Source organism: Actinocrispum sp. NPDC049592, assembly GCF_040675465.1.
Taxonomy (GTDB): domain Bacteria; phylum Actinomycetota; class Actinomycetes; order Mycobacteriales; family Pseudonocardiaceae; genus Kibdelosporangium.
The window spans coordinates 59,497-73,320 of the sequence record NZ_JBFAPA010000026.1 but is presented as its reverse complement, the minus strand read 5'-3'; the positions used below and the strand labels follow the sequence as shown (position 1 = coordinate 73,320).

Here is a 13,824-nt window from a genome sequence, read left to right as displayed (position 1 = left end):
GGCCTCAGCTGTACAGGATCTCAGCAAGTCCCTCGCTGGCCAGATAGCTGAGTGCGTCGTGGAAGGCGAGAACTCCGATCGAGTGCTCTCGGTCGTCATCCACCGCGAAGAACCGCTTCAACCACCTGGGCACCGCGCAGACGTCCCCCGGATCCGCGAGATTCACCCATCGGCGGACACCTGGAGGGCGAGGCGTGAGCGTGCCGTTGGCCGGTGGCGCCGGTTCCAGACGGTGATAGATCGCACGAGGCATCGCGAGCGGGGAACCCATGGTGACCAACAGGTCGACTTCCAGGGCCGGATCCGACCACAAAGCCTCATATGCGACAACGGATCCGAGCGAGTGCGCGATCACCACCCGCGGGTTGTGCCGCCGGATCGTCCTGGCAACCTCGTCCCGTGCGTTGAGGCGCCGTTGCCGGTGCCGCTTTCCGAGGTATAGCTGGACTTCCCGAATGAAGATCAGGATGAAGAGCTGGTTCACGAGGCCGGTGAACGGGTTACCGGTCATGCGCTCGATGAGGTACCTCGGCCCCCTCATCAGGTTGCCTTGCTTGAACTTCGGCTCGTCGGCAAGAGCGTTCGCCCAGGCGTACAGCATCTCGGTGGCTTCCTCGTCCAGATCCTCAGGTGTGCCGGGTCCTTGCGCGACCGCGTCCTGCAGATGATGGGCGTAGTACGCCATGACCAGGTCGTCACCCGTTCCCAACGCCCTGGACCAATTGTCCGCAAGCGCGGACGCTGCCATCTCGGGGGTGAGCAACTCCTGGTAGTTCCGGACTCCGTGAACACCGACGATTCGTGCCACTACGCATCTTCTCCTGACATGTAACGGAAAACGACGACGTCGTCAGCGGTCTCGACGACGAAGCCGCGCGGCGGGATCGCGACCACCCCACGGAGGCCAGGCAAGGCGAGCGACCCGACCTTGCGGAGCGATGGAAGGTCCCAGAAACTGATCTCGCTGTCGTCCCCCAGGCTCAGGGCGACATCACCGAGCGCCGATACGACCTTGACGGCACCGGAATGCGCTTCGATGGTGTGCTCGCGCGTGCCGTGCTCGGACAGCACGTGAACGTGGACGGTGCCATCGGCCTGTCCGTTCAGGACGACAAGACCGTCGTCGCGCACCGTGAACTGCTTGCCTTGCAGGGGTTCGCCCCAGTCGAGATCGGCCGGCGCCCCGCCGAGTTCGGTACCGGTCAGCGGATGCCACAGATGCACCCCACCGTCTTCGTCCTTCGCCCGGACCACAGCCCATGTGTCCCGGGACAGCACCACGACTTCCGCCAACGGGCGGCCGGCGTCCACATGAATCGTGGCCGGGCCACCCGACAACGGGACGTGGTGCAGGTTCAACCTGCCATGCCCCGCACCAGCCGCGACGATGACACCGCCGAACCCGGGGCCTGCTGCCACTCGCGGGGCGGGCTTTCTGGCCGGCTTGGCCGAGATCATGTGCCCGAACGCGCGAACCGCCAGCGGGGCCTGAAATGTCTTCAGCGTCGAACCGGAGGGATAGTCGAGCACCGTGATCTTGCCGTCACGTGTCGCGCAGACGATGACCGGCCGGCCGTTGAGCATGCACGAGGTCAAAGTCGTGATCCCGCTGGGCATCTCCCTGAAGGTGGACGCGCCGACCCCGTCCAGGGTGCGGACCAAAAGGTTCCCGCTCCGGTCGCCGGTGACGAAGACGAGCTTGGTCATGTCAGTGGTGTCCGTACCGGCGACCGTGGTCGCGGCGCAGACCTGCGTCGCAGGCCCCTGCCGCCTGTTGATCACCACCCTGCTGACCATGTCGACAGCGGTCATCAGACCGTCCGGAGCCCACAGCACGGCGATGGTCGCCGATCCCATCCGGCTGGTGTGGCAGTGGCCTGACCCGAGCGGGAAGACCCGGTAGCTCGCGGACTCCGCGAGGTCGAGCACCGACAGGTACTTCTCGGACTTCACGATCACGCCGTCCGTACCGTGCGGCAACGCGATGGGCTGCAGGTCGTTGATCCGGCTGTCCCCCCAAGACAACCACTTCAACCGTTCCCCCGTACGCACATCCCACAGTTGCAGGGCTTCGTCGTCGGCAGTCATCAGGACCTGCTGTCCCTCCGACGCACCACCGACGGTCACCGCACGAACGGCTCCCAGGTGTCCGGTCAGCAGCAGCCGCTGACGCGCATCGACGCCAGTGGTCAGAACCCGTGCCGTCCCGTCGCGGTAACCCACGAGCATCTCGGTCCGCCCGTCGTACTTGAACACCTCGATCGCTGTCGCCTGGCTGGAAACCCGCACCGGAGGCCTCGGGTCCGGTGAAGCGAGGTCGTAGAACTGCAAGAACTGCGAATCGTCCACGGTCAGCAGCACGGGATTCTCATGTGGGCCGGACTGGTCTCCGCGCCGTGGCGGTGGCAGCGTGGCCGCGAACACCGGACGGCAGGCCGCCTGGAGATGGTCCGTGATGGCCCAGGCCAGTCGTGCGCCGCCGGTGCGCACAGCGGTCACCGCCAGCCGCATCATCTTGTCCGCTTCGGACAGTTCGCGGTCCAGACTGCGGCTTTCGACAATCACCGCGTGCGCGGCGGCGGCCATGGCACCCACGTCGGGATGGCCTGCCAGCTCGCTCACGGCCGCCTTCGGCTCCGGGTACGCGGAGAGGACATAATCCGGATCGGACAGCGTGTCCGCCATCTGCTCGACGGTGCACGCATGGGTGAGCACGTGCCGCCGGACGTAGGGAGTGGCCCGGTCCCACAGCCACCGTCCCGCCCGTTTGGGAACGGTGTCGACCAACGCTTTGTACACCGTGCCCTCATCGACCGCGTTGTGATCGTCCGGCCCGAACGGGTGGGCGCGTACATGGTCGGCCAGATCCTCGTGGAAGAGCCGGTACACCGCGACCCCGGCCTCGTCCTGCCCGATGGTCAGGTACCCGTCGATCTCGTCGAGCACTCCGGCGACATCCTGATCGGGCACGACCACCCCCGCCTTGGCGCACGCCGCGGCCACGATGGGGACCACCTCGGCCGGCATGCCCTCACCGCGGGCGAACGCCAGTGCGGCGACCACTGGACGAGCGAGCTCATGTCCCTTCCGTGACCGCATGTCCAGCTCGAAGACGCCGGTGATCGTCGTCGGCACCTTCGCACCGAGTTCGCCCGCTGCGACAGCGTCTTGCGGAAGCCGTTCGTTTTCGATCACGTCCTGGGTGTACAGCCGTGCGGCGAGAAACTCGCCAAGTTGCGGTCTGGCCTGCGGACCGGCCAGCACCCTCGCGACCGCATCGGCCATCGCACTCGTCCGGGCCCGCTGATTGCGGTACTTCGACTGGAACAGCAGACTATCCACAAAGGACCTGATGTCCTCCATGAGTTCCGCCGCAGGTACGTCGTCGAGGTCGGTGACTGCATCACCCGCCTGCGGGATGAGCTTGTCCCCGACTGGGTCGCCCGCGCGTACCGCGACCAGGATCCGGCAGTTCCTTGTGCGGGCAAGCGGAAGGATCAGGTTCTCGCACACCGCCGCCGGATCGGCGGCCTGGTCCATCGCGTCGACGACGAGGACCACCGGCTCGCCCAGCCGTTCGACTCGCGCGACCAGTGCGTCCGCCGTGAGGCCGTTCGTGTTGAACAACTGGGAAGCGAACGACTTGACGAAGTCGTCGGTGTCGCGGTGTCGCGCATGGACGGCGGCGAACCACTTGGGCGTACCGGCTCGTGGGATGGCCAGATGCCGCAATGCCTGCCTTGCCCGCACGGCCAGTTGAGGGTGCAGCGTGCTGGCGAGCACGCCGATCAAAGCGGACTTGCCTGTGCCGGCGCGGCCCGTGACCACATGCAGCGACGAAGCCGGCAGTACGTTCTGGCCACCGGCCCACTCGGTGAGCCTGGCCAGTCCGGCCTGCCGTCCGGTGAAGTCGCTCATGCCGTCGAGACAGCCGGCCGCGCGCAGGAAGTATCCGGCCTCTCGCTGGTCGAAGTGCCGCACGTCCGGTTCGGAGTCCAAGCGGCGCCGCCAGGGATTGATGAAGAAAGGCAGTTCCGACAGATCCGTAGTCAGCGAGATATTCGTCCCGGTCACCACCTGGTGCGGCCCAGAAAGTCGCTTGATCTCGGCGTCGACTCGTTGCGCCAGAATGTTCAGCGGGACGAACCGCTGATCAGGGCGCAGGTCGAGATGGTCGCGATCCTCCTGTACCCCGGTCAGCACATTTGTCACGGCAGTCGTGAATCTGGCGCTGTAGGCAGACCGTTGCGGTTCGGCGGCCGCGATCACCCACACTCGGCCGGCGGATGGTTCCAGGAAACGTTGCATGTCGACTGCGACGCCAGCATGGCAGATGTCCAGCAGGAACAGAACATAGGGGCCGTCGGGCTTGCCGAGACAGTACAGCAACCATTCCGTGACATCCGCTCTGACGTCCGCGTCGCCATCGGTTCCCAGCACCCGCACGGAACCGACGTCCTCGGAGGTCACGCCATGACTCATGACGTGCACGATCATCACATCGTCTTTGCCGTGCAGGCCGATCGCCTTCTTGATATATGGCGTTATTTCTGCCGTCCTGAGACTGCCCTCGGGACGCTCGCGGGCTCGGTCTATCCCGTATCCGAAACGTTCGAGCATGGCGGCGAGCCGGTCGACCTCAGACCGGAAAGGCAGTGGTCTCAGGTGTTCGTAGCGAAAGTCAAGATCATTTTCCGGACGGAAGGCGGGTCGATCCGAACCGAATGTGGTGATGTCGACGATCACCGCCGTCTGCCTCGCCATGACGCCTCCCTGGATGGCTCACTATTGCCGTATTGCCCGGCAACCGAGCCAGCCGAGGTGTCGACAGAGAGGGTTCAACCGTTACTCGGCCTGACAACGTATTCACACTTTCGGACCAACCATTCAGCGGACATGTAACAGGCCGTCCACACCATTCGAACGAACCCGAGAGCCGGGGCACGAACCGATCGTGAGGACGACACCCCGACCGAAGTCCACCATCCAGTGCACACCGTGATCAGCATCGGGGTAATGACGTGATCGGCGCGATCGAACCGCGATATTCAGCCGGCCCAACACCGCCAACCTGGCCTTTTGCTCTGACATTACTGACAGTCGGTTGTTCGGTAGCGCTCGCCCTGGATCCGCGGCTCATCAGCGGCACGTTGATCTCACACATAACGGGCTGGGCATGCGGTTCTTTTCTGCCGATCTGGTTCGTCATCGGATACCGGCTGCACGACCGCAGACTACGAAAGAGTAGGAATTACACGAGAAGAGCCCACAGCGGCTGGATACTGGCGGTGCTCACCGTTCTGGGACTCGCGATCGGCGGTTATCACGGCTGGTTGGCGGCCGAATGGATGGCGTCATGAGAAGCCTCGCCACGGTTCTGGTCCTGTTGTGCATCGGCCTGTCGGCCGCGGCGGGCATGGCGCCTGCCGTCCCTCTGCCGGCTGCCAGCTCGCAACCGGACACTGCCAGGACCGACCTCGCCGGGTGCGTGCAGAACCGGCACTCGCTCGCTGTGCTGCTGCTCATGGATACCTCCCACAGTCTGAACTCCACCGACCGCGACAACAAGCGGGTGCTTGCCGCGCGGCTCGCCGTGGACAACCTGCACCGGCTCGTGAGCGGCGATAAGGAGGTCACCGTTCAGGTGGCACTGGCCGGTTTCGCGAACAAGGTGGACGGTGGCCCGTGGCGGGACCTGAACACCTCGGCAGCGCAGGTCACAGCCGACATCGAGGCCTTCCGCGGCAAGAACCAGACCTACGCGACCGACTACATCGCGGCGCTCAACGGGGCCAGGGAGATGCTGGCGGACCAGGCCGTGAACGGCGACCGGAAGGCGTGCCAGGCGCTCATCTGGTTCACCGACGGCAAGAACGAACCCAACGGACTCGCCACCACCAAAGCCGACACCGACCGCGCCCAGCAGGAACTGTGCCGCCAGGGCGGTGTGGTGGACCGGTTGCGCGGCACCGATGCCACGTGGCTCACGGTCGGGCTCAACGGCAACCTGCTGCAGCCGGAAAAGGACCTGCTGGGCCAGATCACCGGCGTCAGCCCGGGCTGCGGCACGGTGACATCGGCCGGCGGGGCCCGTTATCTGTCGGCCGGCGCCGACGACCTCGCCGACGCCTTCGCGGACCTGCTCCAGCCCACACCGCCCCAATCGCTGTGCGAAGCCGGCAGGAACGCCTGCACCTTCACCCTGGAACGCTCCATGCGGAGCTTCTACGTGATCATCCACACCAGCCAGCCCGACGCCCAGGTGTCGCTGCGATCACCCGGCGGTGAAACCGTGCGGCTGAACGATCCCGTCGCGCGCCAACCGGTCGCGGGCGCCGCCCTGTCCTGGGAGTGGTTCGACCACGAAACGGTCCGGGTGAGCGGTGATCTTCCCGCGAACACCACGGGCCAGTGGTCCGGCACCTGGGAGGTGCTCGTGCCCACGGCGGCGCGCAGCGGCCGGATCTGGTTGTACGGCAACCTCAAACTCCAGATCACCGGCGAACCCCGGTTCACCCGTGGCCAGCAGTGGACACTCCGGGCCGAGGTCAGCAGCCTGGGCGCCCCCGTGGATCTCGCCCAGCTGCGTCCCGAGTACAGCGCGACCGTGACGGACGGCGCCGACGAGCGACCCGCGCAAATGAACCCGATCGCCGGCCGCGGCGAAGCCGATCTCACCTTCAGCGCGCCCGGTTCGTGGCACGCGTCGGAGGTCACCGTCAAGATCAAGCTGTCGTTGCGCACACCGTCCGGTGTGGACATCAGCCCGGCGGCGGCGATCCGGAACATCTCGGTGGACGCACGGCTGCGGGTTACACCCACCAGCCTGGAAGACCTGCCATCGATCCGCGGGCGGGCGAGAACCGGTGCGACGCTCACGATCACCGCGACCGACAAGGCCGGATGTTTCTGGCTGGCCGGCGACATCGTCCTGAACTACGTCCAGGAACCGATGACGATCACTACGGACCACCCGGAGGCCACAAACGAGGAGAACTGCGTCCGGCTGGCCCCGCACACCGCGGACACGCTGGATATCACCTTCAAGCCAGAGCACGGCTGGAGCGGCTCCGTGACCGGAACTGTGCCGCTGATGCTCAAAGAGGACGGTGGCACGGCGACCGAACAGACGGTCAAGGTCTCGTTCCGGATGGTCGCCGCGCCGGATGTGACCTTGTTCCGCAAGTCACTCGCCGGTGTCGTCATCGCGACGATCTCACCGCTGCTGCTGCTCTTCCTGGTGAACTGGCTGGGGCTGGCCAAAATCGAGCGCCGCCGTGACCTGCGGACGGCTTCGGTCAAGATCGACGTGACACCGAACGGCAGCGGCGTCGACATCGAGTCCGCGGTGAATGCGACCGACTGGACGGACGAACTGCGCCTGAAGGCGCCCAGCCGGGTGTCGCGGAACAAGCTCATTGTGGGCGAACTGTCGTTCAAGGCCCACTTCCTGCTCCGGCAGCCGTTCGCGGCACCGCGGACCCGAATAACCGTCCCCAGAGGACGTTGCGTGGCGACGCCCACCGCAGGACCGGCGCACAAGCTTGACGGTCTGCCCACCTACCTGCCCGGCACCGTCGCCGTCATCGCCGAAGCGACCCGGGGCCCGGGCCGGTTCCAGGCCACGGTGGTCTACGTGCAGGACACCTCCCGGCGGTCCACCGGGGACGAGAGGCGGAACCAGCTCCGGCGCGACGTTCACGCCGCCGCCGAGCGGCTCGTCGTGCTCGCCGGGCAACCCGTCAGAACCACCGAAGTGTGAGGAGATCCCAGTGCTGCAACCATTCCTTTTCATCGGTGTCGGCGGTTCCGGTGGTGACACCCTGCGGCACCTCTACCGGGACCTGGACCAGCGCGTCCGGCGCGCCGGCTGGAGCCGGATGCCGGCGGGCTGGCAGTTCCTGCACATCGACAGCCGGGCGACCGAGGAGCACTCCGACGACCTGCCACCGCTGCCGCGCGGGTCGTACTACGGCTTGGCGGGCCGCAATGTCAGCTACCAGACCATCGCCCGCTACATGAACCGCCAGCCGAACCGGGTGCGTTCGGCGTGTGTGGGCTGGCGTCCGGATCCCGAGCTCGTGCATGTCGCCATCGAGGAAGGCGCCGGCCAGTTCCGGGCGATCGGACGGGCGGTGACGGTCGCCCGCCTGGCGGATGTCAACGCCAAACTCCGTGAGGCCGTGGAACGGGTGGAGCACGGGCGATCACAGGCCGACCTGGCCGACCTGAACTTCGCCATGACCGGCGAGTCGTCCGGCGGCCGGGCGCCGAACCCGGTCGTGATCGTGTTCTCCTCGCTGGCGGGCGGCACCGGCTCGGGAACGTTCATGGACGTGTGCGACCTCCTCCGCGGCCTGGACCGGACCTGGACCAACAACTCGGTGGCGGTGCTCTACGCGCCGGATGTGTTCGACAGCCTGAAGGACGACCTGAGGCGCGGTGTGCAGGCGAACGCGTTGGCCACGGTGTCCGAACTGCTCGCCGGGCACTGGCTGGCCGATCCAGGCCCGGATCCGGTGCACGAGGAGGCAGGTGCTGTCTTCCGGGACATGCGCCGCAGCGGGCCCGCGTACTCGTTCCTGGTCGGAACCACCAACGGAAGGCTGACGTTCACCGATCAGCAGGACGTCTTCTCGGTTGTCGCCCGCACAATCGCCGCCTGGGCGACAAGCGCGGCCATCCAGAAGCAGTTCTCGTCGTATGTTCAGAGCAACTGGCAGCAGGGCGCGGACCGGGCGGACCCGCTCGAGCTGATCCCCACACCGGTGGACATGCCGTTCTCCTCGCTCGGTTACGCGAACGTCAGCCTTGGACGCGATCTCTTCGGCCGCTATGCCGCCCAGTGCCTCGCCCGGGCGACCGCGGAGCGGCTGCTGTACGGACCGTCGGGTGCCCAGGTCGACGACACGGTGGCCAGTGCCGATATCGACGCGGTCGTCCGCAGGCGCCGCAAGGAGTTCACCGAGGCGATCCTCGGTGTGGCCGGCGAGTCCACCCGCACGCTCTACCACAAGTTCTCCGCGGGCCGGGCTCTTGTCCTGCAAGCATCGCGTGACAACGTCCACGAGGCGACGCCCGGTGACCGGTCGATCGGCGAGTGGGGACGGCTGCTGATCGCGACGATCGCCGAGGAACAGCGAACATTCCTGGCGGCCCGGCGCAAGGACGTCCAGCAACGATCCGAGCTGTGGCTGCGGACGATCAAGGATGTCGTGCACGGCGAACTCCGCCGGTCGGTGGCCGCCGACGGCCTGGTGGTGACGAGGAAGCTCGTGCACGCCACGATCGAGTTCCTCAAGAAGGAGGAGACGCCTGGGCTGAGCGGGGAGGCCCTGCAGGACGGAGAGTTCGGCCGTGCGTTCCCGAACGAGATCGCCACCGCCCTCGGCGCCGAACCGGGCGGTCTGCTGAGGCGCAAACGCCTGTTCCCAGCCACGCACGAACGCGTCACCAACGCCGTCGAGAGGGGCGTCGAGGCGGGGTGCGGCCGGGCGTGGGACGCGGAAGTACGGCGGCTGTGTGCCCAACTGCTCGGTGACTTCGCCGACAACCTGCTCCGGCCGTTGCTGGTGGAACTGGACCGTGCCATCAGCACGCTGCGGCAGGACGCCGTGTCCCCCGGCGACGGCAAACCCTCGCTGATCAGCCGTTGGCCGCAGGGCCCGGCCTACGCAGTGCCGTTGGACCTCCGGCCGGGTTTGACGCAGTTCGTGGTGGACTACTTCGAGGACTACCCGGCCAAGTTCACCGAGTTGCTGGGGCGCGCGGTCAACGCCACCGAGGCCGGTGTCACCGACGCTGTCGCCCAGGCGATCCGCCAGATCCTCATCGACGACTGGGAGTACCAAGGCGCCACGGTCCATCTCGTGGAGCAACCCAGTTCCTGGCAGCCGGAGGCGGTGCGGGACTGGACCAACCTGGAGCGGGTCGCGCAGTCGGCGGCGTTCACCCTCAACGTGTCCGCCGATCAACTGCTCCGCCGATGCGAGGCATGGCTGGCGCAGGCCTCCGGGTTCGGCTCCTACCTGCGGCAGACGCTCGCCGAGGCGCTCGGCGGCGCACAACCCACACTGGACCAGCAGCAGCGGCTCACCCGGTACGCCTCACAGTTCGAGCAGGCGATCGAGGCCTCGTCGCCGCTCATCCGCCTGGACGCGGGCTACCTCGACCTCCACATGGATGGCGATACCGCAGTCCAGCCACTGATCAGCCCCATCCCGCTGGAACCGGGATCGGTCGCCTACCAGGTGACCACGGACCTGTTGCTCGAGCACACCGGTCTGGCCGAGGAGAAGATCGCGGGGCAGTTCAACGCAGGCGGCTCCAGCGAGATCGAGTTCACCAGTTTCCTCAACGTCCCCTGTCATCCGATCGCGTTCACCTCGCTGACCCGGCCAATCCAGTCCGACTGGCAGGAGAAGCGCGGTCACGCCAACCGGCGAGCGGCGTTCAGCAGATGGCGCAGGGCACGGCCGCTGCCACGGGCGGTGCCACTGCCACGGGTGGTCCGTCAGCAGATGGTGCGCGGCTGGCTGGTGGCGTTTGCGGCGGGCGAGCTGTCGATCACCGACGAGGGCCAGTACCTGGAGGTACAGACACCGTTGGATCCCCCGCACAGATTCCCGCTGCTCGGCTCCCGGCCACGGACGGACGACGCCTTCGACACACTCGCCGCAGTGCTGGAGTCCCTCCCACTGCTGCTGATCGAACAGACCATTGAGGACTCGCCCGCGATCGCGGCATACGCGTACCTCCTCGGGCTGGACGAGATGGGCCAGTTGCTCAAGGACGAAGCCGTGCGCGACAAGCTGGAGACGCTGGCCAGGGACGCCGAGGGACGCCTACCCATGCTGCCCCCACCCGGCGCGGACCGGGTCTGGGACCTGCGCGAGGACATCCTCGACGCACTGACCGTCCTCAAAGGCCGGCTGCGGGAGCTGTCGTGATGGCCGATTCCAGGATCACGATCATCGCGACGCCGGACCCGGACGTGCTCCAGTCGACCATCGGGTACTGGACCGGGCAAGGTCTATTGCGGCCGTCCGTGTGGGTGGATCCCAGCCGGCTGGACGAGAGCCCGACGGTGATGGGCATGCCGGTGCAGGTGATCGGACCACACGGCCGCGCGGACGATACCGAACTGCGCGAGGTTTTCGGCGATGCGGCCGTCAGCCTGGTCCGGGTCATGGCCGTCCAGCAGGTGGTCGACGACACCGGCGGTGAAGCGGGTGAGCTGGTGCGCGGTCTGTGGGACTTCGCCGACCGGCTGACCGGTCACCTCGCACAGGCCACCGTCCTGCAACGGATCAACCTGGTCATTCCCAACGACAACAACATTAGGGCCAAGAGCGTCCTCGAACCCAACTGCGACCTGAACGTCGTTGTCTCACCGGAGGACCGGCCGCACGAGAGCGCCATCAACCACGGGCTGGACCGCGCCACCCTGTACGAGGCGCATAGCGCACTCGCCTGCGCCACCGTCGGGGCCTTGTGGCGGCCGGCCGATACCGGTGCGTTCGACCAGCCTGACGACATGCGCGCGGGCCGCCGGGGCGGGACGGTGGTGACCAGGTCGAGCGCTCGCGTGATCGACGGAAGACACCTGCCGGACGAGATCATCAACCGGTTGCTGGACGGAGGCACCAGCTCGCTCGCCAAATACCAGCAGACCGATCCGAACCAGGTGTTCCAGGACGAACGGCTGGCCGCCATGGCGGCCAACTGGTTCCGTGAGTTCGACGAGAAGGCCTTGTCGTACCGAGAACCGGAACGACAACGGCGCGAACCGCCGAAATACGCGCTGCCCAAGACATTCGGCATGCTCATGCGCTTCTTCGCGCACATGACGAGGATCAAGCTGCTGGAGTGGCGGGAAAAGCCCGTGCTGCACCTGGAACCGGAAGCGGAGAGCTGGCTGTTCGCCCAGGCGCCTGCCATGACCGCCTCGGCGGAACCGATGATGTCGGACGAACTTCGCAAGATCGCCGCCGAAGCGCCGGACATGCGGGTCAACCCGGCCGTGCCCATGGTGCCACCGGTCTACCCTCGTCTGTGGCCACCCTTGCGGCAGCTGTGCTTCGGCCTGGTGGACGGTGGCCCGCTGCCCATGGAACTGCGCGAGGACCTGGCGGCGCTGAGCCCCACCGTGGGCGACGCCGGCGCGATCGCCGCCTCACCTGACGAACGGTTCAAGCTGAGCGCGGACGAGAAGGCGATCCTGCACGGCAAGGGACTGCCGAACCACGACATCCGCCCAGGCGACAGTGGCGCGGCCACCCGCCTGGAATCCAGGCTCGACAAGGCGGAACACAGCGAAGCCGGACTATCCAAAGAGGAGAGAAAGACGCTTGCCGACTGCCGGGAGCGGCTCGGCACGTGGAAGACCACTACCCACGCGGACAAGTCCCTGGTCGGACAGCTGGTCAAGCACGTTGATGGCCAACTCGACATCGCCCGCAAGGCACTGAAGAGACGCGGCGAGGACTACGACGAGGAGAACAAGAACTACCAGCAGACCCTGGCCGCCCTCGACCGGATCACGAACAGGCTCTGGCGCCAGATCGGCCTGCTCGTCCTGCTCGCCATGAGCTCTGTCGGCTGGTTGACGTTGGCGCTCATCGGCGGGCCGGTGATCTTCTCCCTGCTGACCACCGCCACGACGGCTGCCGGCCTTGTGTGGCTTGCGTTCCTGTCCACGGTGGCCGCCGAGGCGACCGCGCTGGAGCAGGAACTGGATAACATCGAGGAGCGACGGAAGGACACCGTGGCCGCGGTCCGGCAATGGCCGACGGAGACCCAAAGGCTCGGCGGGCTGTACGAGGTCCTGCTCGACTGGGGCGAGATCATCGGTTACCTGCTGCACCAACCCTTCGGGGCGACTGGCGCGGCTCGCCACGACAACGACGCGGAGACGAAGCCACAACGTCCTGAGGCGTTCAAACTCGGTGCCGCCGAGATCTCGATCGAGCAGTTCGACCAGGTGGCGGTCACGGTCGTCCGGGATGTGTTCACCAAAGGCTGGATCGGCCGACTCTACGACATCATTCTCAACGCCGTCGTGCCTGGTCGTGGCCCGACCATGACCCCCGACGCCATGAACGACCCGGACTACTCGCCCAGCCCGCCCCGCTACGAGGACGACCCGAATCTGGCGGAAGATGAGACACCACAGGAGGATGACCGGGTCACCGAAGGCGACGGCCCTTTCCCGGACAAGGATCGGAAGCCGGATAGGCGCCCCGCGCACGCGCGGGACCGTCTGCTCTTCGCGTTCCGTACAGACGTCCACGAGGGGCACGCCCGGTCGCACTTCCGGACCGCGATCCACACCACCCTGTTGGGCATCCCACCAGAGCAGCTGTTCGCAAAAGTCCGGCTGGACAAGGACGCTCAAGGGACTGGCATCCCCGCCGACAGGTTCTTCACCGACATCCTGCCGAAGGAGAACGGGCCCGCCTCCCGGCTGGCTGCCACCGTGTTCAGCGATGCGGGCCGGATCGGCAACCGCGAGGTCGTGGCCAACGTGCACCTCTGGGGCAGGACCGACCATCTTGAGCTCGCCACGCCGCCGAACAGCCGGCTGCACGTCCATCCGGATCAGTCCCTGTCGTCATCACCGGAAAACCGCGACTACTTGTTCTCGTTGATCCGTCTGGATGTCTCCGACGGTTGCGACGAGAGCGACCTGGTGTTCCCCAGCTGACGCGCGGCGCCACGAGCCCGGCCTGTAGTCCGCAGGCCGGGCTCGTCATCTCTGATCCTCTCTGGGGAGATGGCTTTCCGGGTGAGCCCAGGCCAGGACGTTGCCAGGGGCGTGATCCT

At 66.7% G+C, this 13,824-nt stretch carries 7 protein-coding genes; 5 read left to right on the top strand and 2 right to left on the bottom strand.

The window, feature by feature from the left end:
• Positions 1-4: 4 nt before the first annotated feature.
• A complete protein-coding gene (locus AB0J95_RS46250) occupies positions 5-808 on the bottom strand; it encodes a serine peptidase (protein WP_364772560.1) in 804 nt (267 codons plus the stop codon).
• Positions 808-4,482 carry a WD40 repeat domain-containing protein gene (locus AB0J95_RS46245; RefSeq protein WP_364772558.1) on the bottom strand — a complete coding sequence of 1,225 codons (3,675 nt, stop codon included), beginning with the start codon at positions 4,480-4,482 and terminating at the stop codon, positions 808-810. The genes AB0J95_RS46250 and AB0J95_RS46245 overlap by 1 nt, the downstream gene beginning before the upstream one ends.
• On the opposite strand from AB0J95_RS46245, the gene AB0J95_RS46240 reads away from it, so the two are divergent.
• The 5 genes from AB0J95_RS46240 to AB0J95_RS46220 all read left to right on the top strand — a co-directional run bounded on the left by AB0J95_RS46240 (position 4,474) and on the right by AB0J95_RS46220 (position 13,705).
• Entirely contained in the window at positions 4,474-4,902 is a 429-nt protein-coding gene (locus AB0J95_RS46240) for a hypothetical protein (protein WP_364772557.1), read from the top strand. The genes AB0J95_RS46245 and AB0J95_RS46240 overlap by 9 nt on opposite strands.
• A gap of 119 nt (positions 4,903-5,021) precedes the next feature.
• A complete protein-coding gene (locus AB0J95_RS46235; protein ID WP_364772556.1) occupies positions 5,022-5,360 on the top strand; it encodes a hypothetical protein in 339 nt (112 codons plus the stop codon).
• Entirely contained in the window at positions 5,357-7,762 is a 2,406-nt protein-coding gene (locus tag AB0J95_RS46230; RefSeq protein ID WP_364772555.1) for a vWA domain-containing protein, read from the top strand. Before AB0J95_RS46235 ends, AB0J95_RS46230 begins: the two co-directional genes overlap by 4 nt.
• Before the next feature lie 10 nt (positions 7,763-7,772).
• Positions 7,773-10,949, top strand: a complete 3,177-nt coding sequence (locus AB0J95_RS46225) for a tubulin-like doman-containing protein (RefSeq protein ID WP_364772554.1) — start codon at positions 7,773-7,775, stop codon at positions 10,947-10,949.
• Complete coding sequence (locus AB0J95_RS46220; protein ID WP_364772552.1) at positions 10,949-13,705, top strand: hypothetical protein; 2,757 nt, start codon at positions 10,949-10,951, stop codon at positions 13,703-13,705. The genes AB0J95_RS46225 and AB0J95_RS46220 overlap by 1 nt, the downstream gene beginning before the upstream one ends.
• Positions 13,706-13,824 lie beyond the last annotated feature (119 nt).